Consider the following 23,856-nt stretch of genomic DNA (forward strand, 5'->3'; position numbering starts at 1 on the left):
AGCCTTTCGGGAGGAACGGGAGGTGCGTGCGGGTGGGTGGCCGGGCGGGTCTCAGCCGAGCAGGGAACGGCCGATGATCTCCTTCATGATCTCGGTCGTGCCGCCGTAGATGGTCTGGATACGGCCGTCGGTGAAGGCGCGCGCCACCGGGAACTCGGCCATGTAGCCGTATCCGCCGTGCAGCTGCAGGCAGCGGTCGGCGACCCGCTTCTGGAGTTCGGTAGCCCACCACTTGGCCATCGAGGCGTGCACCGCGTCGAGCCGTCCGTCCGCGTGGTCGGCGATGCACCGGTCGAGGAAGGCACGGGTGACGGCGCACTCGGTGGCCATCTCCGCGATCTCGAAGCGGATGTGCTGGAGCTTGGCCAGCGGACGGCCGAATGCCTCGCGCTCCTTGACGTGGCGGGTGGTGATCTCCAGCAGGTGCTCCGCGGCGGCGATGCCGGCCACGGCGATGGCCATCCGTTCCTGGGCGAGGTTGGTCATCAGGTGGACGAAGGCGCCGTGGAGCTCGCCGAGCAGGTTCTCCTTGGGTACGCGGACGTCGTGGAAGAACAGCTCGGCGGTGTCCTGGGACTTCTGTCCGATCTTGTCGAGGTTCCGGCCGCGCTCGAAGCCCTCCATGCCGCGCTCCACCACGAGGAGTGACAGTCCGTGCGCCCCACCCTCGGGTGTCGTCCTCGCGACGACGATCACCAGGTCGGCGAGGATGCCGTTGGAGATGAAGGTCTTGGAGCCGTTGAGGACCCAGTGGTCGCCCCGGTCCTCGGCGCTCGTCCGGATGCCCTGGAGGTCCGAGCCGGCGCCCGGCTCGGTCATCGCGATGGCGGTGATCAGCTCGCCCGAGCAGAAGCCGGGCAGCCAGCGCCGCCGCTGTTCCTCGGTGGCCAGCGAGGTGAGGTACGGGCCGATGATGTCGTTGTGCAGTCCGAGCGCGATACCGGGGGCGCCGGCCCGGGTGAACTCCTCGGCGAGGACGGCGCTGTAGCGGAAGTCGGCGTTCCCGCCACCGCCGTACTCCTCGTCGACGGCCAGTCCCAGCAGTCCCTGGCGTCCGGCGGCGCGCCACGCGTCGCGGGCGACGATGCCGTCCTTCTCCCACTGCGCGTAGTGCGGCAGGACCTCCTTGGCGAGGAACGTCCGGACGGTCTCGCGGAACGCCTCGTGGTCTGCGGTGTAGAGCTGACGCTTCATGCCTGCGGCTCCTGCGGTGCCTCGGTGCGGGTGGTCAGGGCGGGGACGGCCCAGTCACGGGCCACGTCGGCGGTGTCGGCGCCGGGCAGGGCCGGGCCGCCGCGGACGGTCGCGGGGGTGGCGGAGAAGCGGGGCGCGGGCGCGGGCTGGGTGAGGCCGCCGTGCTCGACGAAGGTGCCGCGGGCGGCGAGGTGCGGATGGGCCGGCGCCTCGCGCGGCGAGAGGACCGGCGCCACGCAGGCGTCGGTCCCGGCGAACACCTCGGTCCACTCCTCGCCGGTGCGGGTGCGGAAACGCTCCGCGACGACGGCCCGCAGCTCGTCCCAGCGGCCGGCGTCCCCTCGCGGGGGGACGGTGTCCTCGATGCCGAGCAGGCGCACGAACTCGTCGTAGAACGGCTGCTCCAGGGCGCCGACGGCCATGTGCCGGCCGTCGGAGGTCTCGTAGGTCCCGTAGAAGGGACAGCCGCCGTCGAGCAGGTTGACGCCCCGGCGGTCCTGCCAGCCGCCGGCCGCCAGCATGCCGTGGATCATCGTGGCCAGATGGGCGGCGCCGTCCACGATCGCCGCGTCGACGACCTGGCCCTCGCCGTGTTCGCGGGCGTGCCGGAGCGCGGCCAGGACTCCGACCACGAGGTAGAGGGAGCCGCCCGCGTAGTCGCCGACGAGGTTGGCGGGCACGGTGGGCGGACCGTCGGGGTCGGGGCCGATGAGGGAGAGCGTCCCGGTGACGGCGATGTACGCGATGTCGTGTCCCGCGGTGGCCGCCAGCGGCCCGTCCTGGCCCCAGCCGGTCATCCGGCCGTAGACCAGTCGCGGGTTGCGGGCGTGGCAGGCGTCGGCTCCGACTCCGAGACGTTCGGCCACGCCGGGCCGGTATCCCTCGATGAGGATGTCGGCCCGCTCGGCCAGCTCGAGCACGGTGGCGGGTCCGTCCGCGGCCTTGAGGTCGACGACCACCGAGCGCTTGTTGCGGTTGGTGAGGTCGAAGGCGGGGTCGATGCCGAGCCCCGGGCCTCCGGGGCGGTCGACCCGCACGACGTCGGCGCCGAGGTCGGCGAGGAGCATGGCGGCGAAAGGACCGGGACCGATACCGGCCAGCTCGACCACGCGCACCCCGGAGAGCGGGCCGTTCCGGGCGTTCCGCGTCTCTGCCATGAAGCCCCCAGCACTGTGTGACACCAATGATGTAACACCGGTGATGCTAGGAACGTGTTCCACTCCGCACAAGACCCCGGGCCGAGCAAGCGCTTGGAAATTGTGCTTCCGGCGCGTTCCGCTAGGCTCCGCCGACGACGAGCGCCCGGATGGCGGCGCGAGCGGAGGGGAGGGGCTGGATGGAGACAGGGGCCGGCACGGTACGGGACGGCGCGCAGCGGCCGTACGACCTGGTGCTCTTCGGTGCGACGGGGTTCGTGGGCGAGCTGACCGCGGAGTACCTCGCCGCGCACGCGCCGGACGGGTGCCGCTGGGCGCTCGCGGGGCGCAGTCGCGCGAAACTCGAGGCCTTGCGCGAACGGCTGGCGGCCCGCCGGCCGCACTGCGCGGATCTGCCGCTGGTGGTCGCCGACTCCGCCGACCGGGAGGCGATGCGCGAGCTCGCCGAGTCCGCCCGGGTCGTGGCGACGACGGTCGGCCCGTACGTCTGGTACGGCGAGGTCCTGCTGGCGGCGTGCGCGGAGGCGGGCACGGACTACGCGGACCTGACCGGCGAGACCGAGTTCATCGACCGGATGTACGTGCGGCATGACGGCCGGGCCCGGGAGACGGGGGCCCGGCTGGTGCACGCCTGCGGCTTCGACTCGGTCCCGCACGACCTGGGGGTGTACTTCACCGTCCGGCAGCTGCCGGAGGACGTACCACTGCGGATCGACGGCTTCGTGCGGGCCGGCGCCGTGTTCTCGGGCGGTACCTTCGCCTCCGCCCTGACCGCGATGGGACGTGGCCGGGAGGTGCTTCGGGCCGCCCGCGAACGGCGCCTGTACGAACCGCGGTTGGTCGGACGCCGCGCCGACGCTCCGTTCGCGGGGCCGCGGTTCAGCCCGCAGACGGGCACCTGGGCGCTGCCCCTGCCCACCCTCGACCCGCAGGTGGTGGCCCGGTCCGCGGCCGCGCTGGAGCGGTACGGCCCGGACTTCCGCTACCGGCACTACGCCTCGGTCAAGACCCTCCCGATGGCGCTCGGTGGTGCCGCCCTCGTCGGTACGAGCCTGGTGGCGGCGCAACTGCCGCCGCTGCGGCGCTGGATGATGGACCGATACGAACCGGGTCAGGGACCGAGCGCCGCACGGCGCGCGCGAAGCTGGTTCTCGGTGCGCTTCGTCGGCGAGGGCGGCGGACGCCGGGTGTTCACCGAGGTCTCGGGTGGCGACCCGGGGTATGACGAGACGGCCAAGATGCTGGCGGAGTCGGCGCTCTGCCTCGCCTTCGATCCGCTGCCGAAGACGGCCGGCCAGGTCACCACCGCGGTCGCCATGGGCGACGCGCTGCTCGGCCGGCTACGGGCGGCCGGCATCCGCTTCCGGGTGGCCGACGCACGCTGACACGGCTCCGGGCCGGAGCCTTTCCGGTGAGACCCGTCTCAGAGCCCGTCGGGTGGCCTCTGGCCGGGCGGTCACGCCCTGGCACGCACGCTGCCGGCGTTGCCGATGCCCTGGTACTCCGCTACAGCGGCATCCCGAAGCCTTGGAATCGCACGCACCAGACCGTGCCCGCCTGCCGATCGAAGGCCATCCGACAGGCGCTCAGAGCCCGTCGGATGACTTTCGACCGCCCGGTCGGAGGTCATCCGACAAGCGCTCAGTGTGCCGCGTGGCGCACCAGGCAGAAGGGATGACCGGCCGGGTCCGCGTAGGTGCGCCACAGGCGGTCCTGGCCCCCGTCGTCGAGCTGCCAGGCCCCGAGCGCGAGCACCGCGTGGTGCGCGGCCTCCAGATCGGCGACCTGCACGTCCAGATGGAACTGCTGCTCGGGCGCTCCCCAGACCGGAGGGCGGTGGTCGGCGACGCCCTGGAAGGCGAGCACCGGCGCGCCCGCGGCGTCGTGGAGCGTGGCCCAGCCCTCGCCGAGCGCCCACCGGGAGTCCGGTCGGTTGATCTCGCCGCCCAGCAACCGCTGGTAGAAGCGGGCCAGTTCCGTCGCGTCGGGGCAGTCGAGGACGACACACTGCAGGGTGCCGATCACGATGTGGCCACCATCCGGGCGACGACGGTGAGGCGTACGACAGGGAGCCCTTCCGGGGTGCGGGGGCCCGTGAGGAAGGGCATCGTGGTCGTGCCGCGCTCGACCGGTCGCGGCGGGGTGGGATCGGGGGTTGTCATGCGCCCACTGTGCCGACCTTGATCGCCGCGGGACATCCGTACTCGTACTCACCTCGGCACCCGGGTGGTGGTCCGCGCCCTGAGCACGCGCGGACGCCGCCCTCGCGCCCGACGGCCGGCGAGACGGGCACGGGCGGGTGGCAGGGGCGGGCCGGCTCACGGCGCGGCGCCGAGCGCCTCCTCGAGGGCGCGGCGACACAGCGCGTCGGCACGCCGGGTGGTCTCGGGTATCCGATAGCGGGGCGCGAGGAGCAGGGTGTGCGCGCACGCCCGCTCCAGGGACACCCGGTGCCCCACGGAGACGAAGACGGGTTTCACGTCCCGCTGGGTGCGCAGAGCCCGTCCGACCTCCTCGCCGTCGGCGAGCAGCGGAGTGGAGTCGCCGCGGCCGGGCCCGGGGGGTGCGTAGCCGGCCGTGAAGGCGTTCTTCGCGACGCCGATGGACGGCAGCCCGGTGAGGACGCCGAGGTGACAGGCGAGTCCGAAACGGCGGGGGTGGGCCAGCCCGTGGCCGTCGCAGACAAGGAGGCCGGGATCGTGGCGCAGGGTGTCGAGCGCGGCGCGCACGGTCGGGATCTCACGGAAGGCGAGCAGCCCGGGTACGTACGGGAAGGAGACCCGGCCGACGGCTGTGGCCTCCTCGACCACGTCGAGGGTCGCCGCGTCCAGCACCACGGCCGCCGCCGCGACGAGGTCCCGCTCGTCGTCGTAGGCCACGTCGAGGCCCGTGACGTGTCCGGTGCCCGGTTCGGGGCCCTGCTCGTCGAGTACGAGCCGCGCGCTCAGTTCCCGCTGAAGGCGCCGGGCGGCGGACTCGTCGGCCGGCCAGCCCTCCGGAGTGTCGATGATGCTCATGGTGCCGGCCAGTCTAAGAGCCTGTCGGGTGGCCTCTGACCGGGCGGTCACGGCAGGGCACGCACGCTGCCGGCGCTGCCGACATGCCCCGGTACTCCGCTACAGCGGCATCCCGAAGCCTTGGAATCGCACACACCAGACCGCGCCCGCCGGTCGATCGAAGGTCACCCGACAGGCTCTCAGCGGTCGGCGGTCGAAGCCCCTTCGGGGTTGACTCGGGAGCCGCTGCCGCGCCTGACAGTCGGTCAGATCCGGGGCATGGCGAGGTAGAGGCCGCAGGCGTTCTCCAGGGCGCCCTCGGGGGTGCCGGCACATCGCCGCGATGCGCCAGGCGGGGGCGGTCCGGCCGGGTGGGCCGGACCGCTGGACAGGGTGGCTCACACCTGTGCCATGCCGCCGTCCGCGAAGAGTTCGACGCCGGTGATGAAGCTGGAGGCGTCGCTGGAGAGGAAGACCGCGGCCTTCCCCATCTCGCTCGGGTCGGCGATCCGTCCGGTCGGGTTGCCCACTCCCATGGCCTCGACGGCGGCGTCGACGCGGTCGGCTCCCTGAGCCATCGCCAGTGCGCTGCGCAGGGAGTCGGTGTCGACCGCGCCGGGGCTGAGGATGTTCATTCGGACGCCCGATCCCTTGGTGTCCTGGATCCAGGCCCGGATGAAGTTGCGTACCGCGGCCTTCGAGCCGCCGTACAGGCTCATCCCGCGCGGCGGCTGGATGGACGCCGTGGAGCCGATGATGACGACGGTGCCGCCGGGCGGCAGCAGTGCGAGCGCGGGCTGAACGGTGAAGAGGACACCCTTGGCATTGACGTTGAAGGTCCGGTCGAACTGCTCCTCGGTGATGGCGCCGAGCGGGGCGTGCGCGCCGATCCCGGCGTTGGCCACGACCGCGTCGAGTCGCCCGTGACACTCCTTCACCTGTCGGTAGGCGGCCTCCATGTCCACGAGCCTGGTGACGTCGGCCACGATCCCCGAGCAGTTCGGCCCGATCGCCGCGACCGCCTCGTCGAGCGCCTCCTGGTGCAGGTCGATGATGACCACGCGGGCGCCGTTGGCAACAAACTCCTGGGCGATGCCCAGGCCGACCCCGGACGCGCCGCCCGTGACGACGGCGACTTTTCCTGCGAGCGAGAGACTCATCTTCTTCTCCTCTGAATGAGTGGATTGCCATGCGCCGCGTTCGCAGCGGGAGTCGTGCGGAATGTGAAAACCCAGGGCGTGACGGGGCCGGGGGCTGGTGACCTACCCGTGGTTCCCGGGACCGTGGCCGCGCTACGTCGGAAATGCGGAACGGAGGCCCGCATCCGCTCGTGTGCGGCGGATGCGGGCGCGTATGCCCTAGAGTGGAACTGGAGGCGCCTCCAGTTCCCTCACTGTAAGTGGAGGCGTCGCCGGTTAGCAAGCCGGGACTACAGGAGACCGCGGATGGCCAGAGAGACAGGGCGCCCGCTACGGGCCGACGCGCAGCGCAACCGGGACAAGATCCTCTCGGCCGCGGTGCGCGTCTTCGCCGAAGAGGGACTGGAAGCGCACCTGGAGCGCATCGCCAAGGAGGCCGGCGTCGGCTCCGGCACGCTCTACCGCAACTTCCCCACCCGGGAGATCCTCATCGAGGCCGCCTACCGCAACGAGCTGGTCCGGCTGTGCGACGCCGCCCCCGACCTGCTCGCCGCGCTGGCCCCGCGCGAGGCCCTACGCGCCTGGACGGGCCGCTTCATCGACTACGCGACCGCCAAACTCGGCATGGCCGACGCCCTGCGCGCCCTCGTCGAAACCGGTGCCAACCCCTACGCCCAGAGCCACGAGATGATGATGGCCGCCCTCACCTCGCTCCTGGACGCCGGCATCGAAGCCGGCACCATCCGCTCCGACATCAGCGCCACCGACATGTTCGCCGCCCTCACCGGCATCGCCCTCACCTCGGGGAAGCCGGAACAGCGAGAGCAGGCCGAACGCCTCCTCGACCTCACCCTGGACGGCCTGAGCACCGACCGGCGCTGACGGGCGGAAGCACCCACGACCTCACCGCCTCCGCGAGGGCCCACTCGCCGACCCGGTCGAACAGGGCGGAGGAGCAGGACTACGTCCTCGGACGCCCGTGGCCGATCCCCGGTGAGGCAAGCAGTTTCCGGGCGCGGGGGCGCCCTTGGTCGACTCCGGCACGTCGGCACCGGCTGCGCGGCCGGCCGAACCCACGAACCGACCTCGGGACAGAAGGAGGCCAACCGCGTCCTCGCCGTCGGACGCGCACCGGTCGAACACGGCATCGCCCGCCTCAAGACCTGGCGGATCCTCACCGAACTCCGCACCGACCCCGCCCGCGCCACCCGGCTCCTGCGAGCTCGGCTCGTCCTGACGAACCTCGAATCCTCCGTCGCACCCACAGCATGATGGCCCCCGAGGGACTTCCGGCGGCGCCCGTCGCGGGCCCGGGACGGCTCCCGGGGGCGCCCGCGCCGCCCAGGTAGCCTGGCGATCATGTTCGTACTGGAATTGACCTACACCGCGCCCGTCGAGCGCGTCGACGCCCTGCTGGACGCGCACGTCGAATGGCTCGACGCTCAGTACGCCGCCGGGGTGTTCCTCGCATCCGGTCGCAAGAATCCCCGCGATGGCGGGGTGATCATCGCCGCCGGGGTCGACCGCGAGGCGATCGAGCGGATCGCCGCGGCCGACCCCTTCTCCACCGAGGGGGTGTGCGCCTACCGGATCACGGAGTTCTACGCCACCAAGACGGCGCCCGAACTCGACTCCTACCGGGAGCAGTTGCCCGCGTAGCCGGCCGCGAAGGGTGCGCGGCGGCGGAAGGGCCGGGAAATCCGGCCGGAAGCGACCTCAGCGACGCCCCCACCGGGCGATCCGCCCCCGCTCTCCGGAGGCCCAGCAGGCGCCGTCGCGGGTGCAGTCGACGGTGTCGTACGAGCCGTCGTCGACCGTGCGCCAGGTGTGGCCGCCGTCGGTCGTCAGGTCCGTGCCGGTGGGCCCGACGGCGAGCGCGGCCGAACGTCCGCGCGGGAGCCAGGCGACACCGGAGCGGTAGGCGGGCGGTGGCGCGGCGGCCGGCCGCCAGCTGCGCCCGGCGTCACCGGTGACCGCCGCCGCCCGGGGTGAGGGCTGGTCCGCCCGGTAGTCGCCGCCGACCGCGAGGCCGTGCCCGCGGTCGCGGAAGGCGAGCGCGAAGACGCCCCGGGCCGGTTCGCCCGCCGGGATCGTCGACTCCACCGCCCTCCAGGTCAGCCCGCGGTCGGCGGAGTGCAGGACCCGGGCGGCGGCCCCGCCGCCGGTCGCCAGCCAGACGTCCGCGGGCCCGGAGGAGACCAGGCACTGGCCGCTCGCGGCGAAGCCCGCCTCGCCGGGCTGCGCGGCCGGCATCCCGCGGTCGGGCAGCACCCGCCAGGACCGTCCGCCATCGCGCGTGGCCAGGACGCGGAACTTCCCCTCGACGGGGTCGCTCATGGCGAGGCCGTGCCGACGGTCGAAGAAGGTCATGCAGTCGTAGAAGGCGCGCGGGTCGGTGTTGCGGAAGGACTCCGTCCAGGTGGCTCCGCCGTCCTCGGTCCGCAGCACCCGCGACGCCTCCCCCTCTCCGATCGCCAGGACCACCGCGCGCCGGGCGTCGAACGCCTCGACGTCGCGGAACTCCAGCGCCTCCGCTCCCGGTGGTGAGACGTCGCGCCACGTGCGCCCCGCGTCGGTGGTGCGCAGCACCGTCCCCTTCGAGCCCGCGGCCCAGGCCGTCGCCCGGTCGACCGCCGCGAGGCCGCGGAAACGCGCGTCCGTGCTCGTCGTGGTGAGCTGCCAGCCGGCCGCGGCCGTGGGTCTCCCCGGCCTGCGCGGGGAGAGGCGTGGCCAGGGCGAGTGCCGCCCCGGTCAGCCCCACCGACATCGTTCGTCTCGTCTTGCCCATAGGCGTCATGGCGCCGGAAGCTAGCCGACCGCGAACATCCCGTCCAGGGTGCCTCCCCCGCCACACGTGCGGGGTGGCGGGGGCGCGCCGTTCCCGCGTCGCGGCCCGCGTCGGGCACCTTGTCGATGGGCGGACCCGGGCGCAGGCGCGAGACCGCGAGGCCGGTGACACAGCTCACGTGCCACCGGAGTGCACGTTCCGCTTCGATCGTTCGTCTTCCTCGTTGTCAGGGAAGACGACAGGAATCCGAAGCCGCGCGACAGGAGCTGGCCCTTGCCCACCGTCATAGAACAGGCAGTCCAGGCGCGACTGGTCGCCTCCGCACCGAGGATGGAGACCGTCCCCGCCATGCTGCGGTACGACCGCGGCGACCCCTACGCGGTGAGCATGATCTTCCCGCCCCGGGCGACGCTGGTGGATGTCGAGGTGGCGTGGGCCTTCTCCCGCGAACTGCTGGTCCAGGGTGTGGAAGGACCGGCCGGCGAGGGGGACGTACGGGTGCGCCCCTACGGGTACGACCGCACCGTGGTCGAGTTCCACGCCACCGAAGGCGTGGCCGTCGTGCACATCCGTACCGAGGAGCTGCGCCGCTTCCTGGAGCGTGCGCAGCATCTGGTGCCGAGCGGCCGGGAGCACCACTACCTGGACTGGGACCAGGACCTGGCACAGCTCCTCGACGGCTACACCTGACGGAGCCCGTCGGCGGCGGTCCGGCCGCTAATTCGATTGCGGCGCCCGTCGGGCCCTGCGTACCGTCCTGACCTGGCCCTGTTGTCGCCCGATCGGAGAAGGCCGTTGCTCGTCTGAGGTTCGAGACACCGTGCCGCGCGTGCCCTGTGTGCCGCGTGTGCCGTCTTCGACCTCGGCGTACGAGCTTTCCACCGCCTGCCCGCGCCCTCGGTGTCTCACCCGTTGCCCCAGCCCACGCTCTTGCAACAGGGAGGCCCTCGTGGCAGTCCGACCCACGTTCATCACCTGCTCGTCCCTTTCCTTCTCCTGGCCGGACGGCACGCCCGTCCTGGACGACTTCCGGCTCACCGTCGGCCCCGGCCGCACCGGGCTCATCGGTCTCAACGGCTCCGGGAAGTCGACCCTCCTGAAACTGATCGCCGGGGAGCTGCCACCCACCGCCGGCACGGTCCGCACGGTCGGCGAGGTCGGCCATCTCCCGCAGAACGTGGTCCTGGACACCGCGCTGCGGGTCGACGAGGCCCTCGGCATCGCCCGCGTCCGGGCCGCGCTGCACGCCATCGAGTCCGGTGATCCGGCCGACGCGCACTTCGCGACGGTCGGCGACGACTGGGACGTGGAGGAACGGGCCCTGGCCACGCTCGACCAGCTCGGCCTCGGTCAGATCGGTCTCGACCGCACCGTCGGCGAGGTGTCCGGCGGCGAATCCGTCCTGCTGCGGCTCGCCGCGCTGCTGCTCGCGCGGCCGGACGTCCTGCTGCTCGACGAGCCGACCAACAACCTCGATCTGCGGGCACGCCACCGGCTGTACGAGGCGGTGGACGCGTGGGCCGGGGTACTGGTCGTGGTCAGCCACGACCGTGAACTCCTGGAGCGCGTCGACCAGATCGCCGATCTGCACGACGGCGAGGTCACCTGGTACGGCGGCGCGTACTCCGCGTACGAGGCGGCACTCGAAGCCGAACAGGACGCGGCACAGCGCATGGTGCGGGTGGCCGAGGCCGACGTCCAGCGTCAGAAGCGCGAACTGTCCGACGCGCAGATGAAGTTGGCGCGGCGCAAGCGATACGCGCAGAAGAGCGCTCAGAACAAGGTGGTACCGAAGATCGTCGCCAACGGCCGCAAGGCCGAGGCCCAGGTGTCGGCGGGCAAGCACCGTACCCTGCACGCCGAGCGGCTCGACGCGGCGCGGGAGCGGCTGGACGCGGCGGTGGAGGCGGTGCGGGACGACGACGAGATCCGTGTCGAGCTGCCACGCACCGTCGTCCACCCGGGGCGCGAGGTCCTCGGCCTGCGTGACCTGGAACTGTCTTACGGGGCGCGGGTGAAGGGAGAATGGGAGCTGCGCGGACCGGAACGGATCGCGCTGGTCGGGCGGAACGGAGCCGGTAAGACGACGCTGCTGCGGACCATCGCGGGGGAACTGGAACCGCTGGCGGGCGAGGTGGTGGCCAAGGTCCCGTTGCGTTTCCTGCCCCAGCGGCTCGACCTGCTCGACGAGGAGCTGAGCGTCGTGGAGAACGTCGCCCGCTTCGCGCCCGGCGCGACGGTCAACGAGGTGCGGGCGCGGCTCGCGCGGTTCCTCTTCCGGGGAGCGCGGGCGGACCGGCCGGCCGGGACCCTGTCGGGCGGCGAGCGCTTCCGCGCGACGCTGGCCGCCCTGCTGTTGGCCGATCCGGCACCGCGACTGCTGTTGCTGGACGAGCCGACGAACAACCTGGACATGGCGAGCGTCCGGAAGCTGACGGCGGCGCTGGAGGCGTACGAGGGAGCGCTGATCGTGGCCAGTCACGACGTGCCGTTCCTGGAGTCCCTGGGGATCACCCGGTGGCTGCTGCTCGACGGCGAACTGGGGCCGACGACGGCGGCGGCGGTGCGGCAGGGCCTGCCCGTACCACGCTGAGCCGCGGGCGTGCCGGGGACGGCGGCCGGGCCGCGGCGGCGCCGTGGCCCGGCCGCCGGGAACGCCGCGGGCGGTTCCCCTCCGGACCCGGGGCGTTCCGGCTCGGCATTCACGGTTCCGGTGACAGTGCCGCTTCGCGCGATCACTGGCGGGGGGTCGCCATGCGGAGGGCTTCAGGGCGGGACAAATCGCCGCGCCGACCCTCCCGAGCTGCACACATAACGCAATGTAAGCGGACATCGCGGAGACGGGCTTGGCCCAGCCCTCACGCGGCCTTTAACCTACGGTTTCGTAACCTACGAGTGCGTAGGTAATTCCGCTTCCCCTTCTCCGCCCCCAGGAGTCCCCGTGACACTCACCTCTCCCCACCTCGGCAGCCCGACCGGGTGGACCGACGCGCGGCTCCTGTACGCGCTGGAAGAGGTGGTGGAGAAGGAGCTGAACCGGCACCTCAAGGTCACCAAGGACTGGATGCCGCACGAGTACGTTCCCTGGTCGGACGGCCGCAACTTCCCCGGCTACTTCGAAGACGGCGAGGCATGGGACCCGTCCCAGTCGAAGGTCACCGACATCGGCAAGATCGCCCTGGTCGTGAACCTGCTGACCGAGGACAACCTGCCCAGCTACCACCACGAGATCGCCAGCCTCTTCGGCCGTGACGGCGCCTGGGGCACCTGGGTACACCGCTGGACCGCGGAGGAGGGCCGGCACGGCATCGTGATGCGCGACTACCTGCTGGCCTCCCGGGCGGTCGACCCGGACAAGCTGGAACAGTTCCGGATGGCGCACATGAGCGAGGGCTTCGAGTCCGACAACCGGCACTCGATGCTCCACTCCGTCGCGTACGTCTCCTTCCAGGAGCTCGCGACCCGCATCTCGCACCGGAACACCGGCCACCAGTCGGGCGACCCGGTCTGCGACCGGATGCTGGCGCGCATCGCCACCGACGAGAACCTGCACATGGTCTTCTACCGCAACCTGCTGGGCGCCGCGTTCGAGCTCGCGCCCGACCTGACGATGCAGGCCGTGCGGGACGTCGTCGTGAACTTCCGGATGCCCGGACACGGCATGCCCGGCTTCGAGCGGGCGGCGGCGCAGATGGCGATCGGCGAGATCTACAACATGCGCATCCACCATGACGACGTCCTCCAGCCCGTGCTCCGCTTCCTCAAGGTCCTCCAGATCGAAGGCCTCGGCCCGGAGGGTCTGAAGGCGCAGGAGGAGCTGGGACTGTACATGGACGGCCTGGACAGCGAGGCGAGCAAGTTCGACGCGAAGCTCGCGGCCCGCAAGGCCCGTATGGAGGCGCGCGCCGCGGGCTGAGCGAGCGGTTCGCCGCGCCGCCCCGTGCCCGGCTCGCCGCGGCGAGCCGGGTAAGGCGGGGCCGGACGCGGACCTCGTCGGCCCAGAGCCTGCGAGGCGGCCTCCGACCGGGCTCTCAGCCCTGACGCCGCTTGAGGCGGACCCGCTCCTTCTCCGAGAGCCCGCCCCAGACGCCGAAGCGCTCGTCGTGCGCCAGCGCGTACTCCAGACACGCCACGCGCCCCTCGCAGGCCCCGCAGAGCTGCTTCGCCTCACGGGTGGAGGAGCCGGGCGCCGGGAAGAAGAACTCAGGACCGGCCTGGGCGCACAGCGCGTTCTCCTGCCAGGACATGTCGGGCTCCGGTGCGGTCAGTACGGTGGTGTCGGTCTGCATGACACCCACGGTGCCCATGGGGCCTAAACGAGCCATCAACGTTTGATCAATGCGGCGCGCCGAACGAGGCTGTCGCGGGTCGTCGGCATCGGCCGGCATGAACGTGACGGGGCCGGAACGGACCGTCCCACGCGGACACCTCACTCCTCCCGTCGGGGACGGACCCCGTATGTGGGGCCGGGCGGCCGACCGGACCGACCGGCCGGCGGCGATCGGTCCGCGCCCGCCCCGGGACCCACCGACCGCATGAAACAGGCCAGGCGCGGAGCCACGACGCGCTCCGCCGCGCCTTCGGTCCTTCGCGTCGGGAACGCGACGGTGCTCCCTGCGCATGGCCGCGACCGGCGCCGCTCCGGGGTGCGGGGGCCCGCCTGAGCTCTGCCCGCACGACCGTGCGTTCAGTAGGATGCGGGGTATGAGCGGGAGCAGCGGGACCAAGCCGGACGGGCGCGTCGAGCGCGGCAACCAGACACGGCGGCTGGTGCTCGGCCGCACGATGGACATCGCCTCGATCGAAGGGCTGGAGGGCCTGTCCCTGGGGCGGATCGCGAACGAGCTCGAGCTGAGCAAGAGCGGGGTGTTCGCGCTGTTCGGCTCGAAGGAGGAGTTGCAGCTCGCGACCGTCCGGGCCGCCGCCGCGGTCTTCGCCGACCGGGTGGTCGCCCCGCTCGGGGACCTGCCCGCCGGCCCCGGGCGGGTCTGGGCACTGTGCCGGAACTGGCTGGACTACTCGGCCGGGCGGGTCTTCGCGGGCGGATGCTTCTTCTACGCGGTCTCGGCCGAGTTCGACGCGCGCAGCGGCCCTGTCCACGACGCGATCGTCCGGGCCCGGCAGGACTGGACCGCCTATGTGGAAGGCGAACTGGAGGGGGCTCGGAGAGCGGGCGGTCTGCTGCCGGACGCCGACGCACCACAGCTGGCCTTCGAGATCATCGCCCTGATGGAGGCGGCCAACGCGCAGTCCGTCCTGCTCGGCGAGGACGGCGCGTACACACGGGCGGCCGGGGGCATCGCCCGCCGCCTGCGGGCGGAGACGGCGAGTGAGGCCCTGGGTGAGATCGACGCCTCCGGGGACCGCTCGTCCGCGCCTCCCGCCTGAGGAGCGCCCGGCGGGTTCCCGCGGCCGGTCCGAGGAAGGCACCGCGCCCGTTCGGGTACGGCCGGCCGCTCAGGTGCGGGACCGGGCCGGGCCGGCTCGGCGGTCCCGGCCACCAGGCCCGTCCCGGCGGTCCCGCTCACCCTGGTCTTCTCCACCCCCTCCCGGCCGGGATGTCGCGGCACCCGCCGAGGCGACGTCCGGCCGGCGTCAGCCGGCCCTCCGCGCCTCGCTCCGGCCGTGCACCGGTTCCATGACGAAGCGGACGGCCGCCGCGACGACTTCCGGATCGGCGAGGATGCGGCGGTGCCCGAGTCCGCTGGTGACGACCAGGCGGGCGCGCTCGCCATGGGCCTCGGCGATGGCCCGGGACTGGGCGGGCGACACCACCTCGTCCTCGGTGTCGTGGAACAGCAGGACGGGCGCGTCGAGGTCCCCGGGAGCCCAGGTGGCGCTCAGACGTCGCCAGATGTCGGGTTCTCCGGAGAACAGTCCCTCTTCGATATGGAGACGCATCCGGTGGATGACCCGTTGGTCGAGGCCGAGTCCGGTCCGGAAGCTCTCGACGAGCCAGTCGAAGCGGCCGACCCCGCCGATGCCGACGAACCGCTCGGTCCGTACGCCGTCGCGCAGCGCGAAGAGCGCGCCGAGCACCCCGAAGGAGTGGGCGACGACGGCCTCGAAGTCGCCGTGCTCGGCGTGCAGCCGGCGGATGATCTCTCGGTAGTCGCGGATGTCGGTGGCCCGCCCCTCCGAGGCTCCGTGCCCGGGGCCGTCGAACAGGACCGGGCTGTATCCGCGCTCCCGGAGGGCCTCCACGAAAGCGGCGAGGCGTGAACCGCGCGACGACCATCCATGGACGAGGAGGACGGGGCGGGAGCCGTCCCCCCAGGCGTAGGTGACGACGCCCTTGCCGTTGACGGTCAGCCGGCCGGTGCGTGCCTGGGCGAGCAGCCGCTCCTCCTCCGGACGCAGCCGGGCCCGGCCCAGAGGGCGGACGAAGAGGTGGAAGGCGGCGCGTCCGGCCGGCCCCGGGGCCAGGCGGGAGGCGAGGTTCAGGGAGGTGCGCAGGAGTGGTACCAGGGGATGCATGCCGGATCTCCTCGGTCGGCCGGAGCGATGAGAAAATGCTAGCACGATCGTTCGTACTGTTTTGGTCTCAAGCGCGCCCACCCGGAGCCATGGGCGCGGATTCCAGGGTGGCGCCGCTCGGAGCCTGCCGATCGAAGGCCACCCGACAGACTCTCAGCCGGACTTCTTGGCCCGACTGGGCTGGACCCGCTTCGGCTCGCCCGGCATCTTGGGATACTCCGGCGGATACGGCAGGTCCCCCATGCCGTGCTCGGCCTCGTCGCGCCGGGCCAGTTCCAGCAGGCTCTCCAGACCGAAGCGCCGGTCGTCCATGTCCGCGTGGACGTCGCCGAGTTCGGCGTAGCGAGCGGGCATCGTCCTGATGTCGAAGTCCCGCGGCACCGCGTCGTCGAGTTCCTCCCAGCGCAGCGGCGCCGAGACGGGCGCGTGCGGGCGGGGCCGCACCGAGTAGGCCGAGGCGATGGTGCGGTCCCGGGCGGTCTGGTTGTAGTCGACGAAGATCCGCTCCCCGCGCTCCTCCTTCCACCACTTGGTGGTGACATGGCGGGGCATCCTGCGCTCCAGTTCCCGGCCGCAGGCGATGGCGGCCCGACGGACCTGAGTGAAGGTCCAGTGGGGCTCGATGGGGACGAAGACGTGGAGCCCTCGACCGCCGGAGGTCTTGGGCCAGCCCCGCAGCCCGGCCTCGTCCAGGACGGCACGCAGTTCGTGGGCGGCGCGCACCGCGTCGGCGTAGTCCGTGCCGGGCTGCGGGTCGAGGTCGATGCGTAGTTCGTCGGGGTGATCGGTGTCGTCCCGCCGCACCGGCCAGGGGTGGAAGGTGACGGCTCCCAGGTTGGCGGCCCACAGCACGGCCGCCGGCTCGGTCGGGCACATCTCGTCGGCGGACCGGCCGCTGGGGAAGGTGATGTGCGCGGTCGGGATCCAGTCGGGCATGTACCTGGGGGCCCGCTTCTGAAAGAAGGACTCGCCCGTCACCCCGTCGGGGTAGCGCTCCAGGGTCGTGGGCCGGTTCCGCAGGGCGCGGGTGATGCCGTCGCCGACGGCCAGGTAGTAGCCGACCATGTCGAGCTTGGTGTAGCCGGGTTCGGGAAAGTACACCTTGTCGGGATGGGACACCCGGACCATCCGGTCCCCCACTCGCAGTTCCGTCGCTGCCGCCTCGCCTGCCATGCCCGCCAGCGTAGAGCTAGCCGACATTCACCGCATACCGGACAATCACTCCATGGATCTGCCGGTGATGCCGCCTGTGAAGCCGATGCTCGCCAAGGCCGTGAAGAAGATCCCGCCCGGGATGCAGTACGACGCGAAGTGACCGCACATGCGGTGTGAGCTGGGAAGACAGCCCGGCCGCGCGACCTCCAGGGCACTTACAGGGCACACAGCCCAGGGGCTCCGGCCAACGTGCAAGAGTCGCCCCTCAAGCGGGGACGGATCTTGCACGAGCCGCAAGCTACTGACGAGGTTTGCAACAAAACACCTGGTCAGAGGCCCATTTGGCGGCGTAGCGTGGAACGCCAGAACCCGACCAAGAGGGTGATCGAAATGACGCTTCCCGACCTCTCCGGAGCCATCGCCTGGATGGATCACGAAGACCTCGCCGACCTGGCTGACGTACTGCCCTCCATGAAGTGGCAGACCCCCGAAGGCAGCGAGCGGCGCGCCTGGGCGGACGGCCTCATAGATCAGGTGATCGCCGCCCAGGAAGCTCGTGAACGGACAGCTACCGGCGGCCGAGGCGCGACAGGAAGTTGTTGACGAACTTCTGCACCTCCGCCTTCTCCATGGTGTCCCGCACGTCCAGACGGTCAACCCATTCGACCCCGGCATTGATCAGGAGACGGGTTCGGCTGTGATCGTTCGAGGCTCGCTTGGGGCCCTCATGGTGGGGCCCGTCCACCTCGATCACACCTGCCCGCCCCTTGTGAGTGATCAGGAAGTCAGGTTCCCGCGTGCAATGGCGCTGTTCTGCGGAGCGTCAAGGGCGAGGGACATGTCAGGCGAGAGCAACTCATGACTCATGGGTGAGATTGTCGCACCAGGCACCGACAATCAGGGTGCATCGCAGTGGAGTTGGGCGCGGGACCTATTCGCCGGCCCTGATGGCTTCCGCGATCCGCTCGGCGGCGTCGGCGCGCACCATGCCCAGGTGCACGTACGGCTTGCCGCTGTGGGTCACCATCGGCCGCACACTGCCCCACACCCGCTCCGGCAGGCCCAGCCCGACCAGGGCGGCACGGATGGCCTCCGCGGCGTTCGCAGCCGCCTCACGGCCGTCCCGATAGGTCTGCATGTCCATCCCCATCAGTGCCTCCCGGCGGCGTGCTCGCGGACCTTCGCGGCGCGCTTGGCGGCCTGGTCGATGTCCCCGGCCTCCTTGGCGATCGTGAGGCTCCGCCACTCGGCCTGACACGTCCCGCAGCCGGAGACTGGGGCGCAGTCCAGCAACCACGCGTTGAAGCCCACCGGCAGTACTACCGGCGGCTCTTGGGTGGCCTTGTGGCGCATCGTGTCTCCCCAGGGGTTCTCGGCAACCGGAGCCCGACTGTAGAGAGACGGGAAGGGCACCGTCCACGAAGTTGCACGCGGTTGCACACACGCGTTGAACAGCCTTGACGCCCAGACTTGACACCATGAAGTTGCGTGCAACCGACTGCAACCCGGATGGACTTGAGGAGGGGCCATGGGCCTACGGTTCGTAGGGAAAGACCCGGAGTCCGGAGATCACGGCTGCCCGGCGGTGTGGGTGGACGAGGAATCGCAGGATCTCGTCATTCAGGGCGTGGCGGCCGATGCCGACACAATCGCCCGGACCGTCAAGGACAGCCCGCTCCCCGCCCACGAGAGCGTGGTGCGGCTGCCGCAGCGCATGATTCCGCTGCTGAGGGAGGCACTTGATGGCGCAGAGCCTGAGTAACTTCACCGATCTGATCCGGTCGGCTGAGCGATCCGCCGTTCACTTGGAGATGCGCGACGTGTACGCCATCCCGAACGAGAACGAGCGCTTCACAGCGTGGCGGCAGGGCCACCGGCTCGATCCCGACGACCGCGAATCGTGGTGGCGTCCCTGGCTCGACGTGGTGCAGGAGATCACCGCCAAGGGGGTGCGGCTACGCCGGGCCCGGATCGTGAGCGAACCGCCCAGCGAGTACATCCGGTACGAGCACTCGTTCACCTTCACCAACATCGCCGCGGGCGAGGAAATCCGCTGGCTCCCACGCCGGTTGGCGTCCGGCCTCGCTCTTCCCGGGAACGACTTCTGGATGTTCGACGGCAAGCTGGTCCAGTTCAACGTGTTCGACGGCGATGGACATTGGGTCCACACCGACCAGACCGACGACCAGACGACAGCCGGCCTCTGCGCCGACGCCTTCGAGGCTGTTTGGGACCTGGCCACCCCGCACGACAAGTACACGATCTGAGATACCAGTTCATGCCCACATCGCCGCTGTCCACCGCCCAGGCTGCTCGCTCGGCCATCGCTGCCCAACTGGACGGCATACGACGGGACGCCGGACTCACAGGGCATGAACTGGCCGCGCGGTGCGGGTGGCACAAGTCGAAAGCCTCCCGCATCGCACGCGCCAAGACGGCCCCCTCCGATGCCGACATCCGGGCCTGGTGCCAAGCCTGCGGAGCGGAGGACCAGACGGCCGACCTGATCGTCGCGTCCCGTACCGCCGAGTCCATGTACGTCCACTGGCGGCAGATCCACCGGGACGGGATGCGTCGGGTCCACGAGAAGACCGTTCCCCTGTACGAGCGGACGACTCACTTCCGCGTGTACGCCTCCAACCTGGTGCCGGGGATGCTCCAGACCGCCGACTACGCCACAGGGGTCCTGCGCTCCATCACCGCGTTCCAGGGCACCCCCGATGACGTGGCCGACGCCGTACAGGCACGCCTCAACCGGTCCCGCGTCGTGCATGAAGGGAACCACCGGTTCGGGCTGCTCCTCGAAGAGGCCGTTCTCTACTACCAGGTGTGCGGCGTAACCGAGTTGGCTGGACAGCTCCGGTACCTCCATGAGGTGATGTCCCGGCCGAACGTGTCCCTGGGGATCATCCCGTCAGGGGCTCGGCGTACCGTCTGGCCCCTGGAAGCCTTTTACGCGTTCGATGACGCCCAGGTAGCCGTAGAAACCCTGACGGCAGAGGTCAATATCACCGCCCCAAGCGAAGTGCACACCTATCTAAGGGCGTTCGCGGAACTGGCCCGGGTCGCCGTTTACGGGGCGGAGGCGCGCGGCCGTATAGATGCAGCCCTGGCGACCCTGTGAGGCAGAACTCGACGTGCCGACAGGGCTTCAGGAGCGCATCATGACCCCATGACCGAGAATCGACCGGCCATCACGGTGGAAGAGTTCACGCGTCACTGCTGATCAAGCACGGGGAGTCGGTCATGGTGGTGCAGAAGCGGCTTGGCCACTCGTCAGCGGCGATCACGCTGGACACGTACAGCCACCTCTGGCCGGACTCGGCCAGCACCACCCGGCTGGCCGTTGAGCAGGGACTGAGCGGACTCCTGGGGCAGCCGAGGCAGGGCACATCTCAGGGCACAAACCAAGCAGAATCCACCGGAACGGACGGGAAGTGACGGGAACGGATTCCTGATCACTGACAGTAATAGAGACAGGTGAGCCCCATGGATCTGCCGGTGATGCCGCCTGTGAAGCCGATGCTCGCCAAGGCCGTGAAGAAGATCCCGCCCGGGATGCAGTACGAGGCGAAATGGGACGGCTTCCGGGCCGTCGTCCACCGCGACGGTCCGGAGCTCGTCATCGGCAGCCGCACGGGCAAGCCGCTGACGCGTTACTTCCCCGAACTGGTCGCGGCACTGCCGTCCCGGCTGCCGCAGCGCTGCGTGGTCGACGGGGAGATCGTGATCGAGCACGACGGGCGCCTCGACTTCGACCGGCTCACCGAGCGGATCCACCCCGCCGCCTCGCGGGTGCGGATGCTGGCCGAGACCTCTCCTGCCCGATTCATCGCCTTCGACCTGCTCGCCCTCGGCGACGAGTCGCTGCTCGACGCTCCGCTGAGCCGCCGCCGGGCGGCCCTGGAGGAGGCGCTGCGCGGAGTCGACGCACCGGTCCACCTGGCACCGGCGACGAGGGATCCGGAGGTGGCCGCACGCTGGTTCGAGCAGTACGAGGGAGCCGGACTGGACGGGGTGATCGCCAAGCCGCCCGACCTGCCGTACCGGCCGGACGCCCGACTGATGTACAAGATCAAGCACGAGCGGACGGCCGACGCGGTGGTGGCGGGGTACCGCTTCCACAAGAGCGGTCCCGTCGTCGGCTCACTGCTCCTCGGCCTGTACGACGCCGCCGGGCGGCTTCAGCACGTCGGCGTCTGCGCGGCCTTCACCGCCCAGCGGCGCGCGGAGCTGGCCGCCGAGCTGGAGCCGCTGCGGATGGACCCTCCCCGGGGACATCCGTGGGCGGCGTGGGCGGACGAGTCGGCACATCAGGGCGCCCGGCTGCCGGGGGCCCCGAGCCGCTGGTCGGGGAAGAAGGACCTGTCGTGGGTGGCGCTGCGGCCGGAGCGGGTCTGCGAGGTGGGCTACGACCACATGGAGGGCGACCGGTTCCGGCACACGGCCCAGTTCAGACGCTGGCGTCCGGACCGCGATCCCCGGTCCTGCGGATACGGGCAACTGGAGGAGCCGCTCTCCTACGACCTGGCGGAGGTACTGACCCCCGGGTGACATCGACGCCAGGACACCTCGCGCGGCGGCACGCCGGGAACCGCGGCGCGGGGGACGCACCCGCTCACCGCCCCGGGGGGATCGACTCCGGGCGGATCGGCTCCGGGCGCCCGGCGGCTGACGCACCGCCGGCTCCCGGCGACACACCACGGCCCCTTTCCGGGCCGGCCGCTCCACCCACCCGTAGTCCCGCGCCCCACCTGTCCGCACCCGCCGCGACAGCTCGCCGTCCACCCCGAAGTCGTCCGGGTCTCAACCGTATCGGCGCGCGATCAAACCCGAAGTCGCCCTGGGGGGACGTGAGATGCTTCACATTCACCGGCGGGGTGACGAGCCCTCGACACCCCTTTCCCGGCCTCGCGTTCGACGAACATCCACGCGATCCACCGCCGGGGGCGGCCGGGAAGATCGCGCCCCGTCCGCCGCACCTGCGGGAACACGGTGAACCGCCCGCGTGCCGTCACGGCACCCCGGTCCGCGGCCGGGCCGCATACCGCGCCGGGGGCCCGCGCGTCGTCGCCGGGCCGGGACATCCCCGTCGACGAACCCTGAACCGCATCCGGTACGTATGTAGAGGAGAGACCCCACCTCGGCACCGGACCCACAAGGACTACCCGTGATCACCTCGCCCTCGCCCCTCGTCCCCGTCCCGATTCCCGACCGCGTGGCCGCCATGATCGGTTCATGCCTGCCGCTGCACGTCCTGCAGGCGGAGGTCGACGCCGACAGCGCGGCACGTGAGGTGTACCGGTTCCGCGGGCCGCTCTGCGCGGAGGACCGGGCGGACCGTGAGCACGCCCTCGCGGCGCTGGCACGCGCGAACAAGATCCTGGCCAAGCACCATCCGCTGCTGCCGGTGCGCCCGAGGTAGTCCACCGGCCTTCGCCCGGGGACCGCGACGCCCCACGGACGAGGAGGCCCGCGCGCGGGGCCGGCCACAGCGACGTCCCACCGGTCCGCCGGCCCCCACGCGCCCCGCGCCGTCCGGTGCGCGCCGCGGGGGTGCCCGCCCCCGGCGAGGCGGCGGCCCCGGGCACCGGAGCGGCCCTCACTCCAGGAAGTCGCCGTCCACGTAGACCCAGGCACCGTCGTGACGTTCGAAGCGGCTGCGCTCGTGGAGCACGCCCTCCTCACCGCCGTGCGCGTACCGCGCGACGAAGGTCACCGTGCCGTACCGGTGGAAGGCGGTACCGTCCGTCGTCTCCCGGATGTCGAGTCCGCCCCAGCGCGGGGCCGGGTCGAAGCCGACGTCGCCGGGGCGGGTCCGTGGAGCCCAGGTGCGCAGCAGGTACGCCTCGTCGCGGACGACGAAGGCGCTGTAGCGCGAACGCATGAGGAGCGCGGCGGTCGGGGCCGCGGCCGTACCGGCGTGGAAGCGTCCGCAGCACTCCCCGTAGGCGGCGGGGAGACCGCAGGGACAGGGCGCGTCCGCGCTGATCGCGGGGAGGGAGGACCGCCGGGGGCGGCGGTTGGCGCGTCGGGACATGCCGCCATTGTCCCCGGCCCAGGGCGAGGCCCACGACCCGGGCTGCTCCGTGTCCGGCCCCGGGGCCGGACCGCACGTCTCGCTCCACTGAACGGCCTGACCGGGCCCGCCACCCAGCCGTGGCCCGGGATGCTGCGGAGCATGCTCAACCGGAAGTCGATCCCCCGACCGTGGCCGCGTACACCCACGAGGTCCCGACGGAGCGGATGAACCGCTTCCGCGACATGCTCCCCGCCGCGATCCTGGAGGCGCGGGAGGCCGCGCTGCTCGACCCCGCGAACCCGGGACCGTGGGTCGTCATGGTCACCGCCGCCCGCGGAGCCCAGTACGGCCACGACCGCTTCCGGCCCCTGTGGGAAGGGCTTGTCGCCCGCGCCCCCACCACGAGGGGCACTGGCAGGCGCTCCGGTACTGGTGCGCCACGTGGTTCGGCAGCGACCGGCGGATGATGCGGTTCGCCCGCGACGCGGTCCGCAAGGCCCCGGCCGGCAGCTCGCCGGCCGGGATCTCCCTGCACGCCCTGAGCGAGCTGACCTGGCGGTCCGGCCCTTCCGTGTTGTCCGCCACACCCGCGGCGAGGGCACGCCTCGGGGAGATCGCGCGGCCGTTCGCCGAGGTGGCTCCGGACGACGAGCGCCTGCCCGCCCTGCGCCACCTGCCGGCGCGCTTCATGCTCCGGTCGAGGATGTACGCCGCCGCCCTGGAGCAGTTCCGCCTCATCGGTCCCTGGTGCGGTGCCGGCCCCTGGCGCGAGGGCGGGACCCCGTGGCGGCCTTCGAAAGCGCGCGCGGCACCGCGGCGAAGCTGGCCCGCGCCACCGCCACCCCGAGAGCGCAGCTTCACGGGATAGGCCACCGAGCACCGCACGCGAGTCCCGAACCACGGTCCGCTTCGGCGGGGGAGCTCAGTC

28 protein-coding genes and 1 pseudogene are annotated in these 23,856 nt (G+C 71.7%); 16 read left to right on the forward strand and 13 right to left on the reverse strand.

Going from position 1 to position 23,856, the window contains the following annotated elements; genetic code table 11:
- Positions 1–51: 51 nt before the first annotated feature.
- Together OG393_RS03995 and OG393_RS04000 are read right to left on the reverse strand one after the other, a co-directional pair.
- Positions 52–1,194 carry an acyl-CoA dehydrogenase family protein gene (locus OG393_RS03995; RefSeq protein ID WP_327373161.1) on the reverse strand — a complete coding sequence of 381 codons (1,143 nt, stop codon included), beginning with the start codon at positions 1,192–1,194 and terminating at the stop codon, positions 52–54.
- Positions 1,191–2,351, reverse strand: a complete 1,161-nt coding sequence (locus OG393_RS04000; RefSeq protein ID WP_327373162.1) for a CaiB/BaiF CoA transferase family protein — start codon at positions 2,349–2,351, stop codon at positions 1,191–1,193. The genes OG393_RS03995 and OG393_RS04000 overlap by 4 nt, the downstream gene beginning before the upstream one ends.
- A 179-nt stretch (positions 2,352–2,530) precedes the next feature.
- On the opposite strand from OG393_RS04000, the gene OG393_RS04005 reads away from it, so the two are divergent.
- On the forward strand, positions 2,531–3,736 hold the full coding sequence (locus OG393_RS04005) for a saccharopine dehydrogenase family protein (RefSeq protein ID WP_327373163.1): 1,206 nt from the start codon (positions 2,531–2,533) through the stop codon (positions 3,734–3,736).
- A gap of 256 nt (positions 3,737–3,992) precedes the next feature.
- Here the strand turns inward: OG393_RS04005 and OG393_RS04010 are convergent, their stop codons facing one another.
- The 4 genes from OG393_RS04010 to OG393_RS04025 form a co-directional block, all read right to left on the reverse strand.
- Complete coding sequence (locus OG393_RS04010; protein ID WP_327373164.1) at positions 3,993–4,376, reverse strand: VOC family protein; 384 nt, start codon at positions 4,374–4,376, stop codon at positions 3,993–3,995.
- Entirely contained in the window at positions 4,373–4,513 is a 141-nt protein-coding gene (locus OG393_RS04015; protein ID WP_327373165.1) for a hypothetical protein, read from the reverse strand. Before OG393_RS04015 ends, OG393_RS04010 begins: the two co-directional genes overlap by 4 nt.
- A 156-nt stretch (positions 4,514–4,669) precedes the next feature.
- Positions 4,670–5,368 (reverse strand): endonuclease V, encoded by a 699-nt coding sequence (locus OG393_RS04020; protein ID WP_327373166.1) that lies wholly within the window; start codon positions 5,366–5,368, stop codon positions 4,670–4,672.
- A gap of 377 nt (positions 5,369–5,745) precedes the next feature.
- Positions 5,746–6,507: an SDR family NAD(P)-dependent oxidoreductase gene (locus tag OG393_RS04025; RefSeq protein WP_327373168.1), complete on the reverse strand. Its 762-nt coding sequence runs from the start codon at positions 6,505–6,507 to the stop codon at positions 5,746–5,748.
- Positions 6,508–6,792: 285 nt separating this feature from the next.
- On the opposite strand from OG393_RS04025, the gene OG393_RS04030 reads away from it, so the two are divergent.
- The 3 genes from OG393_RS04030 to OG393_RS04040 all read left to right on the forward strand — a co-directional run bounded on the left by OG393_RS04030 (position 6,793) and on the right by OG393_RS04040 (position 8,145).
- Complete coding sequence (locus OG393_RS04030; RefSeq protein WP_327373169.1) at positions 6,793–7,368, forward strand: TetR/AcrR family transcriptional regulator; 576 nt, start codon at positions 6,793–6,795, stop codon at positions 7,366–7,368.
- A gap of 111 nt (positions 7,369–7,479) precedes the next feature.
- On the forward strand, positions 7,480–7,758 hold the full coding sequence (locus OG393_RS04035) for a transposase family protein (RefSeq protein ID WP_327373170.1): 279 nt from the start codon (positions 7,480–7,482) through the stop codon (positions 7,756–7,758).
- Between the two features lie 87 nt (positions 7,759–7,845).
- Positions 7,846–8,145, forward strand: coding sequence for a YciI family protein (locus OG393_RS04040; protein ID WP_327373171.1), 300 nt, complete (start codon positions 7,846–7,848; stop codon positions 8,143–8,145).
- A gap of 57 nt (positions 8,146–8,202) precedes the next feature.
- On the opposite strand, the pseudogene OG393_RS04045 reads toward OG393_RS04040, so the two are convergent.
- Positions 8,203–9,283 (reverse strand): annotated as a pseudogene (locus OG393_RS04045) (WD40/YVTN/BNR-like repeat-containing protein).
- A 264-nt stretch (positions 9,284–9,547) separates the two neighbouring features.
- On the opposite strand from OG393_RS04045, the gene OG393_RS04050 reads away from it, so the two are divergent.
- From OG393_RS04050 to OG393_RS04060, 3 genes are all read left to right on the forward strand, one after another.
- On the forward strand, positions 9,548–9,964 hold the full coding sequence (locus OG393_RS04050; RefSeq protein ID WP_327373172.1) for an SsgA family sporulation/cell division regulator: 417 nt from the start codon (positions 9,548–9,550) through the stop codon (positions 9,962–9,964).
- A 259-nt stretch (positions 9,965–10,223) separates the two neighbouring features.
- Positions 10,224–11,867, forward strand: coding sequence for an ABC-F family ATP-binding cassette domain-containing protein (locus OG393_RS04055; protein ID WP_327373173.1), 1,644 nt, complete (start codon positions 10,224–10,226; stop codon positions 11,865–11,867).
- A 348-nt stretch (positions 11,868–12,215) separates the two neighbouring features.
- The gene (locus tag OG393_RS04060; RefSeq protein WP_327373174.1) at positions 12,216–13,190 is read left to right on the forward strand and encodes an acyl-ACP desaturase; all 975 of its coding nucleotides are present in this window, start codon (positions 12,216–12,218) and stop codon (positions 13,188–13,190) included.
- 115 nt (positions 13,191–13,305) lie between these two features.
- Here OG393_RS04060 and OG393_RS04065 read toward each other — a convergent pair whose 3' ends face one another.
- On the reverse strand, positions 13,306–13,563 hold the full coding sequence (locus OG393_RS04065) for a WhiB family transcriptional regulator (RefSeq protein ID WP_327373175.1): 258 nt from the start codon (positions 13,561–13,563) through the stop codon (positions 13,306–13,308).
- Between the two features lie 415 nt (positions 13,564–13,978).
- On the opposite strand from OG393_RS04065, the gene OG393_RS04070 reads away from it, so the two are divergent.
- On the forward strand, positions 13,979–14,662 hold the full coding sequence (locus OG393_RS04070) for a TetR/AcrR family transcriptional regulator (protein WP_327373176.1): 684 nt from the start codon (positions 13,979–13,981) through the stop codon (positions 14,660–14,662).
- A 207-nt stretch (positions 14,663–14,869) separates the two neighbouring features.
- Here the strand turns inward: OG393_RS04070 and OG393_RS04075 are convergent, their stop codons facing one another.
- Entirely contained in the window at positions 14,870–15,751 is an 882-nt protein-coding gene (locus tag OG393_RS04075; RefSeq protein ID WP_327373177.1) for an alpha/beta fold hydrolase, read from the reverse strand.
- A 153-nt stretch (positions 15,752–15,904) separates the two neighbouring features.
- Complete coding sequence (ligD, locus tag OG393_RS04080; protein WP_327373178.1) at positions 15,905–16,924, reverse strand: non-homologous end-joining DNA ligase; 1,020 nt, start codon at positions 16,922–16,924, stop codon at positions 15,905–15,907.
- Between the two features lie 372 nt (positions 16,925–17,296).
- On the opposite strand from ligD, the gene OG393_RS04085 reads away from it, so the two are divergent.
- Positions 17,297–17,509: a hypothetical protein gene (locus OG393_RS04085; RefSeq protein ID WP_327373179.1), complete on the forward strand. Its 213-nt coding sequence runs from the start codon at positions 17,297–17,299 to the stop codon at positions 17,507–17,509.
- Between the two features lie 328 nt (positions 17,510–17,837).
- Here OG393_RS04085 and OG393_RS04090 read toward each other — a convergent pair whose 3' ends face one another.
- Both OG393_RS04090 and OG393_RS04095 read right to left on the reverse strand, forming a co-directional pair.
- A complete protein-coding gene (locus OG393_RS04090) occupies positions 17,838–18,044 on the reverse strand; it encodes a hypothetical protein (RefSeq protein WP_327373180.1) in 207 nt (68 codons plus the stop codon).
- Between the two features lie 11 nt (positions 18,045–18,055).
- Positions 18,056–18,259 (reverse strand): hypothetical protein, encoded by a 204-nt coding sequence (locus OG393_RS04095; protein ID WP_327373181.1) that lies wholly within the window; start codon positions 18,257–18,259, stop codon positions 18,056–18,058.
- A 175-nt stretch (positions 18,260–18,434) separates the two neighbouring features.
- Between OG393_RS04095 and OG393_RS04100 the strand changes: the two genes are divergently transcribed.
- The 5 genes from OG393_RS04100 to OG393_RS04120 all read left to right on the forward strand — a co-directional run bounded on the left by OG393_RS04100 (position 18,435) and on the right by OG393_RS04120 (position 22,331).
- On the forward strand, positions 18,435–18,668 hold the full coding sequence (locus tag OG393_RS04100; protein ID WP_327373182.1) for a hypothetical protein: 234 nt from the start codon (positions 18,435–18,437) through the stop codon (positions 18,666–18,668).
- On the forward strand, positions 18,649–19,173 hold the full coding sequence (locus OG393_RS04105) for a DUF6879 family protein (protein ID WP_327373183.1): 525 nt from the start codon (positions 18,649–18,651) through the stop codon (positions 19,171–19,173). Before OG393_RS04100 ends, OG393_RS04105 begins: the two co-directional genes overlap by 20 nt.
- An 11-nt stretch (positions 19,174–19,184) precedes the next feature.
- Entirely contained in the window at positions 19,185–20,030 is an 846-nt protein-coding gene (locus OG393_RS04110; RefSeq protein WP_327373184.1) for a helix-turn-helix domain-containing protein, read from the forward strand.
- A 365-nt stretch (positions 20,031–20,395) separates the two neighbouring features.
- Complete coding sequence (locus OG393_RS04115) at positions 20,396–21,460, forward strand: ATP-dependent DNA ligase (protein WP_327373185.1); 1,065 nt, start codon at positions 20,396–20,398, stop codon at positions 21,458–21,460.
- A 673-nt stretch (positions 21,461–22,133) separates the two neighbouring features.
- Entirely contained in the window at positions 22,134–22,331 is a 198-nt protein-coding gene (locus OG393_RS04120) for a hypothetical protein (protein ID WP_442817399.1), read from the forward strand.
- A 177-nt stretch (positions 22,332–22,508) separates the two neighbouring features.
- Here the strand turns inward: OG393_RS04120 and OG393_RS04125 are convergent, their stop codons facing one another.
- Positions 22,509–22,946 carry a YchJ family protein gene (locus OG393_RS04125; RefSeq protein WP_327373186.1) on the reverse strand — a complete coding sequence of 146 codons (438 nt, stop codon included), beginning with the start codon at positions 22,944–22,946 and terminating at the stop codon, positions 22,509–22,511.
- Between the two features lie 170 nt (positions 22,947–23,116).
- Between OG393_RS04125 and OG393_RS04130 the strand changes: the two genes are divergently transcribed.
- Complete coding sequence (locus OG393_RS04130; RefSeq protein WP_327373187.1) at positions 23,117–23,395, forward strand: hypothetical protein; 279 nt, start codon at positions 23,117–23,119, stop codon at positions 23,393–23,395.
- Entirely contained in the window at positions 23,392–23,796 is a 405-nt protein-coding gene (locus OG393_RS04135) for a hypothetical protein (RefSeq protein ID WP_327373189.1), read from the forward strand. The genes OG393_RS04130 and OG393_RS04135 overlap by 4 nt, the downstream gene beginning before the upstream one ends.
- The last annotated feature ends 60 nt before the right edge of the window (positions 23,797–23,856 follow it).

Source organism: Streptomyces sp. NBC_01216 (assembly GCF_035994945.1).
Classification (GTDB): domain Bacteria; phylum Actinomycetota; class Actinomycetes; order Streptomycetales; family Streptomycetaceae; genus Streptomyces.

What these genes read in the sequence shown, in the direction of transcription:
- OG393_RS03995 (WP_327373161.1), bottom strand. Translation starts at nt 1,194, where the DNA reads ATGAAGCGTCAGCTCTACACCGCAGACCACGAGGCGTTCCGCGAGACC.
- OG393_RS04000 (WP_327373162.1), bottom strand. Translation starts at nt 2,351, where the DNA reads ATGGCAGAGACGCGGAACGCCCGGAACGGCCCGCTCTCCGGGGTGCGC.
- OG393_RS04005 (WP_327373163.1), top strand. Translation starts at nt 2,531, where the DNA reads ATGGAGACAGGGGCCGGCACGGTACGGGACGGCGCGCAGCGGCCGTAC.
- OG393_RS04015 (WP_327373165.1), bottom strand. Translation starts at nt 4,513, where the DNA reads ATGACAACCCCCGATCCCACCCCGCCGCGACCGGTCGAGCGCGGCACG.
- OG393_RS04020 (WP_327373166.1), bottom strand. Translation starts at nt 5,368, where the DNA reads ATGAGCATCATCGACACTCCGGAGGGCTGGCCGGCCGACGAGTCCGCC.
- OG393_RS04025 (WP_327373168.1), bottom strand. Translation starts at nt 6,507, where the DNA reads ATGAGTCTCTCGCTCGCAGGAAAAGTCGCCGTCGTCACGGGCGGCGCG.
- OG393_RS04030 (WP_327373169.1), top strand. Translation starts at nt 6,793, where the DNA reads ATGGCCAGAGAGACAGGGCGCCCGCTACGGGCCGACGCGCAGCGCAAC.
- OG393_RS04040 (WP_327373171.1), top strand. Translation starts at nt 7,846, where the DNA reads ATGTTCGTACTGGAATTGACCTACACCGCGCCCGTCGAGCGCGTCGAC.
- OG393_RS04065 (WP_327373175.1), bottom strand. Translation starts at nt 13,563, where the DNA reads ATGCAGACCGACACCACCGTACTGACCGCACCGGAGCCCGACATGTCC.
- OG393_RS04070 (WP_327373176.1), top strand. Translation starts at nt 13,979, where the DNA reads ATGAGCGGGAGCAGCGGGACCAAGCCGGACGGGCGCGTCGAGCGCGGC.
- OG393_RS04075 (WP_327373177.1), bottom strand. Translation starts at nt 15,751, where the DNA reads ATGCATCCCCTGGTACCACTCCTGCGCACCTCCCTGAACCTCGCCTCC.
- ligD (WP_327373178.1), bottom strand. Translation starts at nt 16,924, where the DNA reads ATGGCAGGCGAGGCGGCAGCGACGGAACTGCGAGTGGGGGACCGGATG.
- OG393_RS04085 (WP_327373179.1), top strand. Translation starts at nt 17,297, where the DNA reads ATGACGCTTCCCGACCTCTCCGGAGCCATCGCCTGGATGGATCACGAA.
- OG393_RS04090 (WP_327373180.1), bottom strand. Translation starts at nt 18,044, where the DNA reads ATGCAGACCTATCGGGACGGCCGTGAGGCGGCTGCGAACGCCGCGGAG.
- OG393_RS04095 (WP_327373181.1), bottom strand. Translation starts at nt 18,259, where the DNA reads ATGCGCCACAAGGCCACCCAAGAGCCGCCGGTAGTACTGCCGGTGGGC.
- OG393_RS04100 (WP_327373182.1), top strand. Translation starts at nt 18,435, where the DNA reads ATGGGCCTACGGTTCGTAGGGAAAGACCCGGAGTCCGGAGATCACGGC.
- OG393_RS04105 (WP_327373183.1), top strand. Translation starts at nt 18,649, where the DNA reads ATGGCGCAGAGCCTGAGTAACTTCACCGATCTGATCCGGTCGGCTGAG.
- OG393_RS04110 (WP_327373184.1), top strand. Translation starts at nt 19,185, where the DNA reads ATGCCCACATCGCCGCTGTCCACCGCCCAGGCTGCTCGCTCGGCCATC.
- OG393_RS04115 (WP_327373185.1), top strand. Translation starts at nt 20,396, where the DNA reads ATGGATCTGCCGGTGATGCCGCCTGTGAAGCCGATGCTCGCCAAGGCC.
- OG393_RS04120 (WP_442817399.1), top strand. Translation starts at nt 22,134, where the DNA reads ATGATCGGTTCATGCCTGCCGCTGCACGTCCTGCAGGCGGAGGTCGAC.
- OG393_RS04125 (WP_327373186.1), bottom strand. Translation starts at nt 22,946, where the DNA reads ATGTCCCGACGCGCCAACCGCCGCCCCCGGCGGTCCTCCCTCCCCGCG.
- OG393_RS04135 (WP_327373189.1), top strand. Translation starts at nt 23,392, where the DNA reads ATGATGCGGTTCGCCCGCGACGCGGTCCGCAAGGCCCCGGCCGGCAGC.